Source organism: Carboxylicivirga agarovorans (genome assembly GCF_050589845.1).
GTDB classification, from domain to species: Bacteria; Bacteroidota; Bacteroidia; order Bacteroidales; family Marinilabiliaceae; genus Carboxylicivirga; species Carboxylicivirga agarovorans.
Genome location: NZ_JBNGPA010000008.1, coordinates 1 through 17,698 on the forward strand (window position 1 = coordinate 1; position 17,698 = coordinate 17,698).

Annotated in this window: 15 protein-coding genes; 8 read left to right on the top strand and 7 right to left on the bottom strand. The window is 38.5% G+C overall.

The window, feature by feature from the left end:
* Positions 1-584: 584 nt before the first annotated feature.
* Positions 585-1,118: a nitroreductase family protein gene (locus ACRD69_RS10315; RefSeq protein ID WP_430815000.1), complete on the bottom strand. Its 534-nt coding sequence runs from the start codon at positions 1,116-1,118 to the stop codon at positions 585-587.
* Positions 1,119-1,213: 95 nt separating this feature from the next.
* Between ACRD69_RS10315 and ACRD69_RS10320 the strand changes: the two genes are divergently transcribed.
* Positions 1,214-1,978: a YdcF family protein gene (locus ACRD69_RS10320; protein ID WP_430815001.1), complete on the top strand. Its 765-nt coding sequence runs from the start codon at positions 1,214-1,216 to the stop codon at positions 1,976-1,978.
* A 375-nt stretch (positions 1,979-2,353) separates the two neighbouring features.
* On the opposite strand, the gene ACRD69_RS10325 is transcribed toward ACRD69_RS10320, so the two are convergent.
* A complete protein-coding gene (locus ACRD69_RS10325) occupies positions 2,354-2,899 on the bottom strand; it encodes a hypothetical protein (RefSeq protein WP_430815002.1) in 546 nt (181 codons plus the stop codon).
* Between the two features lie 10 nt (positions 2,900-2,909).
* Complete coding sequence (locus tag ACRD69_RS10330; RefSeq protein WP_430815003.1) at positions 2,910-3,107, bottom strand: hypothetical protein; 198 nt, start codon at positions 3,105-3,107, stop codon at positions 2,910-2,912.
* A 177-nt stretch (positions 3,108-3,284) separates the two neighbouring features.
* Here ACRD69_RS10330 and ACRD69_RS10335 point away from each other — a divergent pair, with 177 nt between their 5' ends.
* Entirely contained in the window at positions 3,285-3,818 is a 534-nt protein-coding gene (locus ACRD69_RS10335; protein ID WP_430815004.1) for a DUF4251 domain-containing protein, read from the top strand.
* A 200-nt stretch (positions 3,819-4,018) separates the two neighbouring features.
* Here ACRD69_RS10335 and ACRD69_RS10340 read toward each other — a convergent pair whose 3' ends face one another.
* The gene (locus ACRD69_RS10340) at positions 4,019-5,689 is read right to left on the bottom strand and encodes an alpha-amylase family glycosyl hydrolase (RefSeq protein ID WP_430815005.1); all 1,671 of its coding nucleotides are present in this window, start codon (positions 5,687-5,689) and stop codon (positions 4,019-4,021) included.
* Between the two features lie 255 nt (positions 5,690-5,944).
* Here ACRD69_RS10340 and ACRD69_RS10345 point away from each other — a divergent pair, with 255 nt between their 5' ends.
* Positions 5,945-6,679: an acyl-[acyl-carrier-protein] thioesterase gene (locus ACRD69_RS10345; RefSeq protein ID WP_430815006.1), complete on the top strand. Its 735-nt coding sequence runs from the start codon at positions 5,945-5,947 to the stop codon at positions 6,677-6,679.
* 4 nt (positions 6,680-6,683) lie between these two features.
* On the opposite strand, the gene ACRD69_RS10350 is transcribed toward ACRD69_RS10345, so the two are convergent.
* Entirely contained in the window at positions 6,684-8,867 is a 2,184-nt protein-coding gene (locus ACRD69_RS10350; protein WP_430815007.1) for a B12-binding domain-containing radical SAM protein, read from the bottom strand.
* A 437-nt stretch (positions 8,868-9,304) separates the two neighbouring features.
* Between ACRD69_RS10350 and ACRD69_RS10355 the strand changes: the two genes are divergently transcribed.
* Positions 9,305-11,539: a TonB-dependent receptor plug domain-containing protein gene (locus ACRD69_RS10355; RefSeq protein WP_430815008.1), complete on the top strand. Its 2,235-nt coding sequence runs from the start codon at positions 9,305-9,307 to the stop codon at positions 11,537-11,539.
* Positions 11,540-11,602: 63 nt separating this feature from the next.
* On the opposite strand, the gene ACRD69_RS10360 is transcribed toward ACRD69_RS10355, so the two are convergent.
* Both ACRD69_RS10360 and ACRD69_RS10365 read right to left on the bottom strand, forming a co-directional pair.
* Positions 11,603-12,700 carry a phosphotransferase enzyme family protein gene (locus ACRD69_RS10360; RefSeq protein ID WP_430815009.1) on the bottom strand — a complete coding sequence of 366 codons (1,098 nt, stop codon included), beginning with the start codon at positions 12,698-12,700 and terminating at the stop codon, positions 11,603-11,605.
* Positions 12,701-12,847: 147 nt separating this feature from the next.
* Entirely contained in the window at positions 12,848-13,963 is a 1,116-nt protein-coding gene (locus tag ACRD69_RS10365) for an AI-2E family transporter (RefSeq protein ID WP_430815010.1), read from the bottom strand.
* Between the two features lie 249 nt (positions 13,964-14,212).
* Between ACRD69_RS10365 and ACRD69_RS10370 the strand changes: the two genes are divergently transcribed.
* The 4 genes from ACRD69_RS10370 to ACRD69_RS10385 all read left to right on the top strand — a co-directional run bounded on the left by ACRD69_RS10370 (position 14,213) and on the right by ACRD69_RS10385 (position 17,698).
* The gene (locus ACRD69_RS10370; RefSeq protein ID WP_430815011.1) at positions 14,213-15,637 is read left to right on the top strand and encodes a hypothetical protein; all 1,425 of its coding nucleotides are present in this window, start codon (positions 14,213-14,215) and stop codon (positions 15,635-15,637) included.
* A complete protein-coding gene (locus ACRD69_RS10375) occupies positions 15,624-16,628 on the top strand; it encodes an endonuclease/exonuclease/phosphatase family protein (protein ID WP_430815012.1) in 1,005 nt (334 codons plus the stop codon). Before ACRD69_RS10370 ends, ACRD69_RS10375 begins: the two co-directional genes overlap by 14 nt.
* Before the next feature lie 101 nt (positions 16,629-16,729).
* Positions 16,730-17,305, top strand: a complete 576-nt coding sequence (locus ACRD69_RS10380) for an RNA polymerase sigma factor (protein ID WP_430815013.1) — start codon at positions 16,730-16,732, stop codon at positions 17,303-17,305.
* A gap of 45 nt (positions 17,306-17,350) precedes the next feature.
* Positions 17,351-17,698 (top strand): hypothetical protein, encoded by a 348-nt coding sequence (locus tag ACRD69_RS10385; protein WP_430815014.1) that lies wholly within the window; start codon positions 17,351-17,353, stop codon positions 17,696-17,698.

Sequence of the window (17,698 nt, forward strand, 5' to 3'; positions counted from 1 at the left end):
TTTATAGTGTTGTTCAAAACAAGAAACCATACAGTCAAGACTATATTTGTCTTGATCCTAGAGAAAGAAATATGAACAGCTCCAATGAAAAAGTGGCTTAAAAAATTGTAATTTATTAGAGTATATCCGTGGTCAAAAGAAAAAGAAAAAGAAAACCGTGGTTTCAAAGGAAGTAGAGTATTGTACAAACAAATGATTTAAATAAATAAAAAAAGAATGAACCACGAATTACACGAATTGTGCAATCGCTACGCGATTACTATGGCGCAGCCATAATCCGTTAAATCCGATTACCACGATGGCTATCAGGGTACACGAATCATTGACTAGACCATTTGATTATTGTTACAACTAATCGCTAAGCGATTAGATAATCCGTGTAATCCGTGGTCAAAAGGAAGAAATCCGTGGTTACAAAAATCAGTTTCTTTGTTCATCAATATAATTTATACACAATCGAGCATTGGCTATGCCGGTGCATGGAACTGAAGTGCGCGGAAGTACCATTACCAGCTGTATACAAAAGCATCCATAAAAAAACCCGGAACAGCAAGCTATTCCGGGTTTCACAGGTGTTTATAATATTATTTTTTCAACGGCGTTCCATATACTTCTTCAAATGCAACTTCTGAAAAAGCTTTGCGCTTCTTTTCCGGTGCTTTATTATCGACAGGGTAGCCCAAAGGCAGGAGCGCTATTGGTTCAACATGCTCAGGCAACTGTAATATTTCCCTTACAATAGTTGGATTAAAATGACACACCCAGCAGGTTCCCAGCCCTAGCTCTGTGGCCCGCAAGGTCATGTGGTCAATAGCAATAGCTGCATCCACATCGCAATGGTCTTTCTGATCTACCGATCGCTTCCACGATTCTTCATGATCGCCACAAACAACAATCATTTGCGGCACATTTTTAAACCACTCCCTGTCATACGCTGTCTTCAACTTATTCAGATTTTCATCATCTGAAATCAGAATAAAGTTCCATGGCTGTTTGTTGGCTGCCGAAGGAGCCATGCGACCTGCTTCCAAAACTTCAATGACTAAAGCCTTAGAAACTTTTAACGGTTTGTATTCTCTGATAGAATATCGCTCGCGAAGTAATTGGTTAAAATGCATAAAACAGGATTTTGTTCGATTGCTTATTTTGTTTTTCTTTTCTTTACAACAAAATTAAAAGGACTGGTGTAACTTCCAAATTTTAGTTAAAACAAATGTTTTTCTTACTATCTAAAATATTAAGCTTTTTGCTGATTCCATTTAACTGGTGCGTACTTTTACTTGTACTTACTTTATTTATTAAGTCGAGATCAGTTAAAAAGCTCAGCTTCATTTCTGCGGCTCTTATCTTTTTGTTTTTCTCCAACTCGTATATATTTCAGAAAATAACAAAAGCCTGGGAATATCCGGCTCATTCACTCCAAGATCAACAGTATAGCGTAAAGCCCTTGGTTCTTTTAGGTGGATTATCGGATTATGAAGATGCCATCCAACGCATACATTTTTATGAGGCCAGTGACCGTTTGCTACAGACCATATTGCTCCATAACATGAACAAAGAAAGGCCAATAGTAATAAGTGGTGGCTCTGCAGAAATATACTTCACTGAACGACCGGAAGCAGATTACCTGCAAGAATACTTAATTAATATTGGTATTGACTCATCGAAGATCCACTTTGAACAGCAATCGAGAAATACTTTTGAAAATGCATTATACTCGGCTGCCTTATTTGATAGCTTATATCTCAAAAAGGACATCGCCCTGATAACATCGGCCTTTCATATGAAACGTGCTAAAGCTTGCTTTGAAAAACAGGGCTTTAAGGTTGATGCCATATCAACACACCTTATCAGCTCTCATCAACCACTTAAACCGGCCGATTATTTTCTCCCCTCTCTCACAACGCTTCAATTGTGGCCTCTTTTATTAAAAGAATGGATGGGAATACTTGTCTATAAAATAAAACATTACATCTAAAAGTCGCCGCTGGTTATCCTGGGAAAATGCCTTTAAAATACTATTTGATAATCCTTTATTTTTTTAACCTCGGAAGAATTTCAGAATAATCACCTATTTATGTAATTACATTCCTGCGGATTAAATTTACAGTAATATATAATTGTCTGTTTTTAAGCATCGATGAATAAACACGGTGACACAAAGGCTCAGAGTTATATTGATTCTTAATATAAAAATCTGCGACTCAGTGCCTCTTCAGGTATGCGGAACTATTTGTGTTAATTGGTGAACCCCGATAGCTATCGGGGTGTGGTCTTATATTTTACAGGTAATGTTAAAAATGAAATCCCCGTTAATCATTGTTACCGGCGACTTAAGACAGTTTGTATATTCTTATATACCAACACCAAAACCTACACTAAAAATAGGCTCCCACGATTTATAAGGAGAATATTTATGCTGCAACACGTCAAACAACACCTGTACAGTCAAGAAGCTACGTTGTGATATCATTTTCCTGTATCCTCCTCCGAAATATATAAAGGGAACAAAGTTTCGTTCTTTTTTCAATAAGGTAGTGTAGCGTTCCATGCTGTAACCTGCAAATTCACCATGAGCATATAGGGATGGTCGTATATTATATTGTGCAAACAAGCGACCACCAAACTGATTATAGGTTAAAGCAGGGTCGTATCTTTTATCTTTTGTATATTGGTACTCGATTCCTAAGCCGGCATACACTTTGGGGTTTAAGCGTGCTCCAATAACCGGGCTTATGATTAAATTCGTATAATCTCCGAATGTTAATCCAATACTACCACCGGTAAATAGTTTGTCTTTGAATGCTGGCTTTTCTTCATTCGTTTCCTCCTGGGCTATGGCACCAAGGTTGAAAACAGCTAATAAAGCACATACGAGAATAATTTTTACTCTTTTCATAATTGCGGGATTAGATACAACCACAAACAAAACCATCGGCTAAGCCTTCAAGCAGTTCATTAACCTTTTGCCGCTCTTTATCAGAGCCTTTGCAATTATCGCAAACCGGCATATTGACCTGCTTATGATAGCTCATATTACCATCGTTAATACTTGCATCACAAACAAAGCATTGATACAACTTGTTAGTATTTATTATCTGTGGCATATTATTTGGTTACAAATAAAGTGATTACAAAAATATAACATTTAATGCGAATGTGCGAAATAAAGAAATATGTAATTAAAACCGTAAATTGGCTTATAAAGCATAAAGTGATGTAGAAAGGGCACTCTAACACATCATTTTACAAGTAAATAATAGTTAACCTTAAATAATAGAGTTATGAAATCGCTTATTGGTCTCCTGGTATTATCAAGCATTTTGGTATTGCCTATTGAAAATGCAAATGCACAGAGTAAGAAAAAGAAAAATAAAAAAGAGCGCAGGATGGAACAGTTTGTCGAAACACAAAAGCTGGTCGACAGTAAGGCGTTTATTTTTGTGCCAGACAGAGCCTTCCCTCAAGGTGGTCGTTCCATTGACCTTACAACTAACTATGGTTTCATAAAGGTCATGAACACAGAAACAGAAGGTGACATGCCATTTTTCGGACGTGGCTTCTCTGTACCTTATGGTGGTGACGGCGGCATTAAATTCGATAAAACAGCAATTAAAGACGAAAAGCTGGAGATAAATGAGAAAAAAATGCGCATCTCCTACAGTTTTGAAGCTGCAGGAGAAAATGACACTTTCCGCATTAGCATGGATATCTCATACAGTGGCAGTGCCTCTGTAACTGTAATCAGTAACAACCGAAGCAGCATTAGTTATAATGGTGAAATATCAGAACTGGAAGACGAACAGGATAAAGAGTAATGTACTTTAAAATAAACAAACGAGGATGTCCAAATTTTAAGTTTCACGCTAAGGCCGCTAAGAATTACGCCAAGACAACAAAGTATATGATGTTATTTTTCAACACCTTGCGTGCTTTGCGTTTTTTTTTTCGTTTGCGTTCTTTGCGAGCAATTTCTTTCATTTTGGACAGCCCCGTTTTTATTAACCTTTAATCAATATTACTTGCCAAGCAGCAAAATATCATAATCTGTATTTAAAGCTACCTGGTTGTTCTTAACCTTAACCGTTTGCCCCGAATAGTAATCTTTAACCATATCTCCATTTGCAAACACACCGCTTACATCAACAGACTTGGCACCCAATGGTAGATCAAGGCCTACAATCACCTTATCATTATAATCTCCAGATACATATTCACGCTTGAAATAGTAAGGCTCATTACTTATCATCTGGTGAACACCCGCTCCTACCGATGGATGGGCGGCCCTGAACTGTCCCAGTTTTTGCCAATGTGCAAGAATGGCTTTTACAGTAATACCGTTCACATCTTTATTGCTTGCCAACTCTTCCCAGTTCATAAATGAACGTAAGGTTGCATCACCAACTGTACCTTCGATCTCCAGGCTACGACCTGTTTCATCGCCATAATAGACTTGTGATGATCCGGGGCATAACAACAGCTTGGTTCCTGCTTCAATGGTTTTGATGCGCTGTTTATCAAATGGCCCGCCATCATCATGCGATGCGGCATAATTGACAATAACCTGTCCTTTAAGCGGTCCGTTTAACGCGGTGCTATACTTAGAAAAAATCTCTTCGTATGTTTTAGTGGCGTCGTACTTAAATTCGAAATTGATGAGACCTTGCATTCCATTGGCAAAATAATCGACTTTACGATCGCCAAAATCAAACCATCTACCACCGGAAACACCGTAGTTATACACCTCACCTACCATGTAAAACTCATTTTCATCCATCACCAGGTCAGGATTAGCAGCTTTCCAGTCGGCAAAGGCTTTAACGGCTTCTTTCCATAGATCAGCCCATACATCTTCCTCTGTGTGCTTTACCGTATCTAAACGAAAAGCATCAATTCCGTACTTACGAATGTAGTCAGTTAACCATTTGATTATATAATAACGTGGCGTACGTGGATAACCTGTTGCGCTAAAAAATGCATCAAGCTCTTCCATCTCTTTTTCCAGACGACCTTCGTCAGCCCATTTATCCATTAATGACTTCGGCAGCTCAACTTCCTGTGTGCTTTCTGTTCTGATATCAGGTAGATTCTCAACCAAAGTACAGGTTACAGTCGACTCGTAATCCTGGTAACGACATTGAGGCTCAGTACGCACCCATTCATCACCCCATAGCGGATCTTGTGATGTAACAGGTCCTGTATGATTGATCACAACATCTAACACAATTCGAATACCGTGTTCATGAGCTGTTTGAACCAGCTCACTCAGCTCTTCCTCTGTACCAAAGTTAGGTTCCAAAGCTGTCCAGTCCCTTGCCCAGTATCCATGAAAACCATAAGTAACACCTGTTCCTTCATCAACCGAACCATGTATTTGCTCCACAACCGGACTAAACCAGATGGCATTGATTCCTAAATCGGTGAAATACCCTTCTTTTATCTTTTGGGTAATACCTTTTAAGTCACCGCCCATAAAACCACGTAATGTTCCGGTTTCTTCTGTTCTGTTAAAGTTCAAATCATTGGATGTGTTACCGTTATTAAAACGATCGGTCAAAAGAAAGTAAATATTCGCGTTCTCCCACACAAAAGGTACTTCTGCTTTCTTTGTATCCGTATTCGTCTCTTTTGTTAAACACGATGTCAGACCTAGTGCTACCAGCAATAGCAAGCTCATTATGCTTTTCATAATCTTATCAATTAGTTTCCTGTAAATTTAAGAAAGCCTGCTAACACTTGCGTAATAGCTCATGGTTCAATCAAAGAACACACACGCACATAAACCTCATTATCTGCCACATACAACACTTCCAACCCACTACACTTTTAAATTTTGACTGTTCCGAAAAGGTTTGCAGAAATCAATCACTTATGGCTGTTTCCTTGGATTCCTGATAAAATTTCTACTTTTATCCATTGAATAACCTTAACAAATAATACTAATATGACTAAATCAACACAGCTTAAAACCAGGTACACAATAACATCAGCCGATACAGATATGTTTTCCAGGTTAAAGCCCGGAGCATTGGTTAATTATTTAATACAATCAGCCATCTCCTCAGCCGAGAACCTTGGGTTTGGATTTGATGACCTGAAAGAAGAGCATCTTTTTTGGGTATTAAACCGTTTAAGCATTGAGATTTATCGCCCCCTTATGTGGAACGAGCAGATTGAGGTGGAAACCTGGCCCAAAAACATTGAGCGTATCTTCTATATCCGTGATTTTATAATAAGAGACGCACAAGGTAAAATAGTAGCCAAAGCGAGTTCGGCCTGGCTGGCCATAGACCTGGATACTAAGCACCCGGGGTACTTCAATAAGGAGAAAATGGAAATATTCACCGCACTGAAAGATGTTAATGCCCTTGAATATACACCTGAAAAACTTGGAGGCGTCAAAAAACAGTCTGAAACAAGCATTACACCAACATACTTTGACATTGACCTGAACAAACATGTAACATCTACACGTTACGTCGATTGGATGATGGATACCTTCTCCATTGACTTTCACAAGAATAACTATCCAAAATCACTATCTATCAACTACATAAAAGAGACTATGATCGGGGAAACAATAGTTATTTCCAACCAGGCTGATAGCAATATTCATCGCTTTGAAGGGTTTAATCCCGCTCAAAACAAAATCGCTTTCAGAACTAAAGTTGAATTCTGATTATTTATACAATCAGCAGGCCCGCATCTTTAAGTTGTGAGAATGTATAGCTATTGATAAACTTATTAAAATCGCCCGGTTGATTAGTCTCATACTCGTGCTGAAATGAGGCGAAACTAAGCGATTCTTCCCGTAACGAAGCTTTGCTCAGGATATCTTTCAACCAGTACCCGAGTGAAGCTTTGGTAGTAACCTGCACATGGGTTTTACCAGAAAACAGTGTCAATTCTGTCATTTTTACATCCTTCTTACCTTTCTTTTTAGTAAAATCTTTTACATGTGGTTCTTTACCTAACCAGATAACACGGCTGTTGTCTTTTATCAGGATACCATCTGTTAGTTTACTTTCAATATAGCCAGGCGGTATTTTAGTTTTTGGAACTTTAAATTCAAACCACTCAGACAAAGGCCAGTCAAAACAAATACCATGCATATAATTGTAAAGCGCCTTTTTTAATCCCTCACTAAATTGCTCATGAATCGTCCCTTCCTGATCTGTAAACTCAAGGTCATTGTTGGCAAAAGTCCCTCCTAAGCCATTGGTAATTGTAAGGCCGTATTTATCAGGTTCAAGACCTACGGGACTATGAGCCGTCAGTGCAAACTGATGCCAAAAGCCTGAGTTTACAATTCCCAGCTCAAACAGTTGCCTGACTACTTCCAATGCGTCAATTGTCTCCTGGGCTGTTTGCGAAGGAAAGCCATACATCAGGTAGGCATGTACCATTATACCTGCTTCTGTAAGGTTGGTTGTCACATTACTTACCTGCTCTATACTAACACCCTTATTGATTAACTTGAGAATCCTGTCTGATGCCACTTCAAGCCCACCTGCTACAGCTATGCATCCACTTTGCTTTAATAAAAGGCATAGATCTGCAGAAAAGTTTTTCTCAAAACGAATGTTAGTCCACCAAACCACCTTCAGCTCACGTTTTATAATCTCAATGGCCAGGTCTTTTAACAATGCCGGAGGCGCTGCTTCATCCACAAAGTGAAAACCATGTTTAGCAGTTGCTTTAATCAGTGCTTCCATGCGATCAACCAGCAAACTTGCATTGACTGGTTCATAACGTTTTATGTAGTCAAGTGAGCCATCACAAAACGTACATTTGCCCCAGTAACACCCATGTGCCAGGGTCATTTTAATCCATTGACCATCAGACCAAAGTCGAAACATGGGATTAGCCGTTTCCAATACTGATATATACTTGTTCCAATCTAAATCGCTGTAATCGGGTATCCCCAGTTGTTCCTGTTTAATATCAGTTTCATTGGCGCCATTCATTAACTCCACACCATCAGCCTTACAAACAAAGGTCCGTTTTAATTGTGACTGCAGACGCTTACCTTCTATCAACTCGATCAAACATTTTACCGGCAGCTCACCATCATCAAGAGTTATATAATCACAAAACTGAAATACACGCTCATCTTTTAATTCGCGCAGCTCGGTATTGACAAAGCCTCCTCCAAGTGAAACCTTTATTTCTTTATCGTAATTTTTTGTGAACTGCCCTGCTCGTAAAGCGCCCAGTAAGTTGCCCGGAAACGGGATGGATATCAACACCAGTTGCGGATTATGATACTCCAATAAACGCTTTAATTCTTCCTCCATGATCTGTTCAATAAAGCTTGACGGTCCCTGCAGTTTTGTATACAATTCATCAAAGGATGCGGCTGAGCGTCCCAAGCGTTCAGCATACCGGCTAAAGCCAAAGTTGGAGTCTGCAACCTCGATGATAAAATCAGACAAATCTTCAAGAAATAAGGTACAATAGTGCTTCGCCTTATCCATCAAGCCCATGGTACCAAAAGCCTCTGAGTCGTCATGTAATTGATTGAAGCGACTTGCTTCAGGTAAAATATTTCCATGACACAAATTTTGTGCTTCTATAATATCCGGAGCCCGCATAAAGTCCATTACCCGTTGAATACAGCCGATGTATTCATCTCTTAACAAATGGATGCGACGGGCATTTTCACTGAAATGCCCATCTATTACATATTCATCAAACAGCTTCGTTAAACCATCAACACAAAACAATCGATGGATGACTTCAATTCCCAGGTCAGCCTGAAAGGAATCCACATTTATGGTGTTTAAGAATCCCTTTAAATAAGCTGTAGCCGGATATGGAGTATTTAATTGTGTAAAAGGCGGCAATACTAATAGAACCTTGGTCATAAGCGTTATTTCTTAATGCAAAAATAAAGAAATCGAATCAGCTACTCTAATTGTTATTTTACAGAGTCGTATTAAACATTGAAATGTCGAACATTTGAACCTCATCTTCGAATCTTACAGGTTGATTACGTGCAAATTACAAGATATAAATACAACAACATCTTTTTTGGGAGATAATGAAACATTTGTGCCATCAAGGCGTATCAGCACGAGGTTGTCCGGCAAAAACAATCAAAATAAGGGGAATTGAAAAATACATTTGGAAGAATAGAAAGGAAGCAAGGGGAATTGCATTGGGAAGGGACTGCCTGTACAACAGGCTATAATGAATATTTCTCACAGGTAAAACTACCTGAAATCAACTAGAATTTTATCTAAACCACTTTGGCCACTTTGTGAGCGAAGGTGATTAATTAATCTATCAAACTCATATTTTTATGAAATGTAGAATTGGGATTGCTATGCTTATCGCATTAGCATTGGGTGTTACAAATTCAAGGGCACAATCAATGGATGGAGATACCATTGATTATTTTAACATGTCACTCGAAGACTTGATGAATATGGAAATTGTGGCCGTATCAAAAAAAGCTGAAAACAGTTTTGATGCGCCCCTGTCTTCATCAATCATCACAAAAGAAGAAATCATTAATTCGGGAGCTACAACCATTGAGGAAGCGTTCCGCCTGGTACCAGGCTTTATTGTCAGAGAAGAATCCAATGGTAACTATGATGTACATATCCGCGGGAATGACAACCTTCCGTCAGGTAACTTTACTTTTTTCACTGAAAACTCCATGTCACTCATCATGGTAGACGGGCGTAAAGTTTTTAATAACATGAACGGCGGAACATTCTGGGAAGCTTTACCTGTTAGCATCTCAGATGTTGAGCGCATTGAGGTTATCAGGGGCGCCTCTACCGCGCTTTACGGACCTAATGCCGTTAGCGGCGTTGTTAATATCATTACCAAAAAGGCTGAAGATAAATCAATTGGCATTGACGGCAATTTCCAATTTGGTAATGCAGCCACAAAGATTGGTGACTTTGCCTTAAGCAATTCATTTGCCGATAACAAAGTTAAAACACGCATTAGCGCAAACTTTGAGCAACGTGAGCGATTCACCAACGATTACTATAACTGGGTTACCGGAACTTATGATCCTTATAGCGAACTGATCGATTACATTAACGGCAATCCTACCGGCGAAGATGATCCTACCTTTGCTGATCCTTCACTTGCCAAGGACAGGTATGGTGTGAATGCCTGGTTAGATTTCAAAGCATCGAAAAAGGTCAATTTTGCTGTATCAGGAGGTATTCAGAACTCAGAAGCTCAAAGCGTATTTATGGAAGGTTCTAAAACAATGTTAACAACAAGAGAATCTGAATCTTTCTACTTTAATACCATATCAAACATTCACAATTTAAGCGTTCAGCTATCAGGTACTTTTGGCACACAGGATATATATGCCGGTAGTGGTACGTCATCAAAATATGACCATAGTAACTTTGATGTCATAGCCGAATATGATTACACCATTAACAATCTGACCTTGCGTCCGGGTGTCAGCTACCAGAGCATTGTGTACGATGACACACCTTATATTCCTGAAAACAAGCCAGGATCAGGTTATTTAAATGATGAATCGGTGCTAACCAATTTTGCTTATTACTTACGTGGCGACTATAAGGCCAGCGACAAGTTAAGGTTTATTGCCGCTATTCGATCAGATCATTATAACAAACCTGATGATAATTACTTAACATACCAGCTGATCGGAACTTACAAACCGAATGACAACAACTTATTCAGAGCGTCATACTCAAAAGCCAACAGAGGCCCTGTAATGGTTGATTTTTATGCAAGCTACTCCGAAGGTTCCATGACACCTGGCAATGCTTATCTGCAATACCTGGGTAATGACCACATGAAACTACCAACCAGTAATGTACTTGAATTGGGTTATCGCGGACAGCTTACACCAAGCTTACAGGTTGATATTGAAACATACTATTCAGTCACAAAGGACTTCCCTACATTTGAGCCGTCAATAATGGCGCCAACAGCGGAACAACCTTATATCCATATTATTTACCAGTATGACAATGCTTCGGTGGAAGCAGCACAACTGGGTGCAACTGCAAGTGTATTGTATAAGCCAACTTCAAAGCTTTACTTTAAAGCCTTTGCCACCTTACAAAATACCGAACTAAAGAACCTTCAGAAAAAGCTGGTTCCGATGTTAGTTGTGCCGGATAATTCAGTACCGGGTGGACCAATGTTTGAAAATCCTGTTTACGAAACAGTGGATCAAAAACATGAGCAAACGCCTTCATTCTATGGTGGTTTCTCGGTCAATTATATTCCAGCTAAGAAGCTAAGCGTTTTTGCCGGTTTGAACTATTACTCAAAGCAGACTTATGAGCATGATTATGCCTATTCGCAAATGCATTATTTTAATCAACAATTAAACCCTGACTATACAGGTTCAGGTATTGCCAATGTGAAGGCAAATACAATTGTTAACGCTAAAGTATCCTATAAGGTGTACAAAAACAATTCGGTTTTTGTCAATGCCCGAAACCTGTTTAATTCAACAAACCGTCAGTTCGGTTTTGCCGATGAAATGGGAGGATTATACCTGGTGGGATTAAACATCAGTTTGTAAAATATAAAAAGCCGGAAGCATTGATGCTTCCGGCTTTTTATATCAATCTTACTATTAATAGTATTAATTGGCATATTTCTTAACAATGGCTTCCATCTGCTCGAATTGCTCTTCCATGCTCTGAAGCAGTTTTATCTGTGCACGTGTGCGAACAAGGTTATGATCAGGGGCATTTGTTTTGTAATAGTTATCACCATCAATGTAATCATCCAGGAAACGTACCGCCTGTTCATAGGTTAACAACTTAGCTCCAAAAGCGAGTGTATCAATTTCAGCAGGTGTTAATACGCCCTTTGTCTCTTCAAGGAAACCTTTGATAAAGCCTTCAAACAGCTCGATATTCATACTCACATTATCTAAATTCTTATCGTCCTCGAGGCCTGTATTCGCACCATTTCTAATGGCATCACCAATATCATAACAAACGTAACCTGGCATAACAGTATCCAGGTCAATTACACAAAGAATATCATCATTCTCATCCAGCAATACATTATTGAATTTGGTATCCTGATGAACGATACGCTCCGGGATTAATCCTTCACGTCCCATTTGCACCACCTTCTTGTATTCTTCAGAACGTTCCATCAGGTAATCTACTTCTGCCTTCACCTCTTTCAATCGCCCAACCGGATCTTGCTTCACACGTTCCTGAAAGTTGATGATGCGCATTTCAGTATTGTGAAAATCAGGTAATACCGGGTATAAGGGCTCTCCTTTAAGATCAGCTAAACGGCTTTGAAACTGACCAAATGCTTTTCCTCCTACATAAGCCTGATTGGCATTTGACAATTGGTTATATGAACGCGCCCCCTCAATAAACAAAAACATGCGCCAGTAATTACCTTCCGCGTCTTTTACATATCCATTTCCATCAAAGGTATCAATGGGAGTTAATACCTGACGTTCCAGATCACTTCCCTCTATTTTACTTAGTTTTGATCGCAAATGATCGGTAACCCGCTGAATGTTCTTCGTTAACTCGGGTACATTTTTGAAAATGTGATGATTTATAATTTGAAGCAGGTAATTAGGCTTATCATCTTCACTTGTTTTGACTTTATAAGTGGTATTGATCAAGCCATCTCCGAAAATTTTAGCTTCACTATAGGTTCCTTCAATCTTAAATTGTTCTACAACCTCTTTGATATTAATTGCCATAGCTGATTATATTTAAAAACAACAACAAAGTTATCATTTACTTTTAATCATCCTATATTTTCTTTGCTTTTTAATACTCAAACTTTCTTTTCCTTTCGTTATGAAATGTACATACATTTTATACGGCAAACACCTAACTTTAAATAACTACTCAGAAATGGTATTGTCTTCTGGCTCAGGAAGCTCTTCGTGCAAAACAAATCGCTTGTAATAGGATGCGATAACCGATGTTAATGGTAAAGCAAGCAACATACCAATCAAGCCCATCAGGCTTCCCCATATCGATAAAGCCAACAGTACTATAGCCGGATTCATGCCATATGCTTTACCCATGATACGGGGAACCAATATTGTTTCTTGTATGATCTGAACGATAGCCAGAACTAGCAACACAAGCAATGCAATCTGCCAGAAACTTTGGTTTGTTTCCATTGCTTTTAAAAGCGCGAGCAACAATGCCGGTATGAATCCAACGATTTGCAGATACGGAACAATGTTTAATGCACCAATAAACAAGCCTAATATGATTGCCATTGGTAATCCAATTATCTTAAAGCCTATGGCAAGTAATACGCCAACAATTAAGGCGATTAATCCCTGTGAGCGGAAGTACAAGTCCATTGAGTGCCCCAGATCATCAACTATCTCTGATGCGACTTTACGGTATTGTGAAGGTATTATACCTAACCACAACTGTCCCATCCTTTGGAAATCCATCAGTATAAAAATAGTATACAATACGACAATCAGCATTCCGATTATACCGGCAATAACACGCATTGAACCAGAAAACAAATTCCAGAATCCGGGTAATACTTTCTTTATCGTCCCGTATATATTGTCGATATTTAAGTAAGATACCAAATCTGTATCACGTATAATATCCCTTAAACTATGTTCCCAATCAAAGGGTAATACATCCCTGACATCCACCGACTGTACATATATCCTGATCAATTGCACCATCTTATTCATTTCCTGAATAAAGGCCGGAACTAAAAACAACATTATTGCAGTTAAAGCGGCCCCTACAACAGAAACAGTCAATAAAACAGACAGACCCCTATGCCGGATTCTCATCTTATTCTGAACAAAATTAACCAGAGGATCAAGCAAATAGGCTATAAACACGGCAATGATAAATGGTCCTAATACATGCTTGAGTAGATTAATCACATATAAAACAGCTCCAAAAACCAAAGCTGTCACTACCATTCTAACAACACGATCAAATGTGTAAGGGCGAGGTTGATAATTTTCCATATTTTTTAAATTTGCGCCAAAGTAATAAAATTGAAGTCAATTATACCGACTCACAAAATAAATACAAGCACCCAACGTTACTGTCTATAAGTAATACTGCAAGTATTCGTTAATTTTTGTAAAATTTATTTGCTTAAATGTAAAAATTTGTATTGTTTTTTGACGAAGCTTTTGTTACTTTGCATATTATAACCCTAACTCTATCTGCAGCTGAAATTTTGCAGAACTGTTGATATTTGAATTAGAGAAATGAAGTGGATTGAGCGCTGCATATTATTATTTATCTGCACATTAGCATTCTTAGCATGTGAACGCGAATTTGTGTATCGTGGTGGAGAAGAAGGATTATCCTTTTCGACCGACACCATCATGTTCGATACTATCTTCACTTCTATTGGTTCCACCACTAAAAATTTCAGAGTTTATAATCCTTATGACGAAGACATGTCCATCGAATCTATTGAGTTAGCCGGTGGGGATGATAGTGGTTTCAGACTAAATATAAATGGCTACCCCGAAAGCTATGCAGAAGAAATTCGCATCAGGGCAAAGGACAGCCTTTATATTTTTGTTGAAGTTACCATCGATCCTGTGGGTAGTAATACCCCCTTCGTTGTGACCGATTCCATATATTTCAGAACCAAAAGCAAACTACAAACTGTTCAGCTTGTTGCTTATGGGCAGGATGTTGTTCTGATGAAGAAAGAATGGTTAAAAACCCAGACCCTGACAAGTGAAAAGCCCTATTTAATATATGATTATCTCGTTGTTGATTCTGCAGAAACTGTTACAATTGATCCGGGTGCCAAACTCTATTTCTACAAAGATGCAAGCATGCTTGTACTTGGCACTCTGAATGTTAATGGCACAACAGAAGAGCCTGTTGTTTTCGCAGGACACAGGCAGGAAGAATGGTATGAAGATAAACCCGGGCAATGGGGCTATATTCATCTCCTTCCGGGCTCAGGTATTTCGACCTTTAATAATTGTATCATTAAAAATGGCATGATGGGTATTTTGGCTGACTCTGTTGGTCTTAGCAATTCACCTGTCTCAATAAACAATACCAAGATAGAACATGTAAGCACATTTGGTTTATTGGCTCAAACTTCAAATCTGAGTGTATCAAACAGTGTGTTCGGGGATTGTGGAAACAGCTCTGCCGCTTTAACTGTAGGAGGAACATATGAATTTACCCATTGTACATTCGCCAATTACTACGATTGGACCTTCAGAAATAATCCGGCAGTATTTTTAAGCAACTATTATGTGGATGCCAATGATAACGAACAGATTGTTCCACTTAAAGAAGCAACCTTTAATAATTGCATCATTTACGGAAACAATTATTCCGAACTGGGATTTGATCTAAAATACAGCAATAATGAAGCTCCTGAACTTGATGCCAATTACCTGTTCAATCACGCCATCATCAAGCTTTCAGATGATTTTGATATTTCTGATGAAACAAAATTTATCGATATCCTTAAAAACGAGGATCCTTCATTTATTAGTATCAGTGATTACAACTATCAACTTGACACCCTTTCAGCAGCAAAAGATGCAGGCGATTTTAAGTTAGCAGAGCCCTTCCCTCTTGACATTCTTGGTGCCAATCGTTTACAAGACGATGGTCCTGATCTGGGTGCTTATGAACGCTATGAGAAAGAGTAAAATTACTTCAAGCTTCCTCACACTTATTTCACTTTTCTTTATCGCTCAATTTACCATTGCACAGTCAATTACAGGTGAATACGCAATCATGTTCTATAACGTTGAGAATCTCTTTGATTGCGAGAACGATAGCCAGAAACAGGATGATGAATTTACACCTGATGGCAATAAAAACTGGAATAATTACCGACTTTACAACAAGATAAAAGGCCTGGGAAGAACAATTGTGGCAGTCAACGAATGGAATCCTCCAGCCATTATTGGACTTTGTGAGGTAGAAAATGACGATATTCTCAAAAAACTCATATACAGCACCGGTTTATACAATCTGAACTACAAATACATTCACTACGAATCGATGGATAAGCGTGGTATTGATGTGGCATTATTGTACAGAAAGGGCTTTAGCCCGATAAAGTCTTCACCAATCCTGCTTTCAGATACAACAGAACACTTCTTTACAAGAGACGCTTTATATGTAAAAGGAGCCATCTCTGGCGATACGCTTCATATAATTGTAAACCACTGGCCATCCAAACGTGGTGGTGAGCTGGCTTCAGAGACAAAGAGAGAAATGGTTGCCAAAGTAATAGCTTCAAAAATTGATTCAATCAAACATACTGATCAACATGCTAAACTGGTCATCATTGGAGATTTTAACGCGGAAATGAATTCCCCCTCGCTCCAATACCTGCTAACCAGGTCAAAAACAGATTCACAACTTAAAGCCAGGGAAATAAGAATGGATAAGGTGCAGGGCTCACATAAATACAAAGGAACCTGGTCATTAATTGATCATATTCTCATTTCAGAAACCTGGCTTAACAACCCGGTATATGGCTTTGATCACCGTATTGTCAGCCTCCCCTTCTTGCTTGAAACTGATAATACGTACAGCGGATCAAAACCCCATCGCACATACACAGGACCAAGGTATGTGGGTGGAATCAGTGATCATTTACCTGTCATAATCAAAATTCACAAAAACTAAAAAGCATAATATCAGCATTTTGTGTAGCTTTTTATCATTTTTTTTTGCACTATAGCAGGAAATCCTTTTTTCTGCCGTCAATAGTATGTAGAATAATTTTAATGACAGACGAAAAACTACTTTTAGACAGAGTTGTAAAAGGTGATTCCAATGCCTTTCGTGAATTGGTTGAGTTAAACCATAAGAAAGTCATACACATTTGTTTATCGTATGTTGGAAACCCAACTGATGCTGAAGATATTGCCCAGGAGGTATTTATAGAAATGTATCGTTCGATCAATAACTTTAGAAATGAATCGAGCATATCAACCTGGCTGTATCGCTTAGCTGTGAATAAATCGCTGGATCACATCAGGCAAAGCAAACGTTTAAAACGCGGAAGTGGTAAAGTAAGCTCAATGGAAAAATCAGAAATTGAGAGAATAAATATATCAAACAAACAACTGGCAAGTGATTCTCTTGAAGAAGAAGAGCGGAAAAAACTGCTGTACCGATCAATAGATCAATTGCCTGAACGACAAAAAGAGGCCCTTTTATTGTCACAGATCAAGGAATTGAAACAACAGGAGGTTGCTGATATAATGGATACCTCCGTTTCATCTGTTGAATCATTGTTAGTGAGAGCGAAACGCAAGTTAAAAGAATTGCTGATTAAGCACAAAGAAGAGATATATTAACGCAAGATTATTATTTTTTTATCGTCATATAAGTGAGTGTTAGTTATGAAAAATAATGAAAAACATATAATTGATGTTGACCAGATGCTTCGCCAGGTATCGGTTGATGACTATAAACCTTCACCAGGTTTTGTAGATGATGTTATGACCAAAATTGCAGGCATTGAGCAACACAAATCACCAAATAAGTACTTAAGAATTGGTTTTCAACTGGCCGCGGCTTGTGCAATTCTTGTGTTTATAACAAATGCATTTGTTATACTCAATTCATTAGGTGTTAATGATACAGACACGAATGACTGGACCTCTGTATATGAAACCAGCAATTCTGCCAACTGGTTCGATTACGAGAATGATGATACATTTTTGGCAAACAATCAAATAAACAAATAG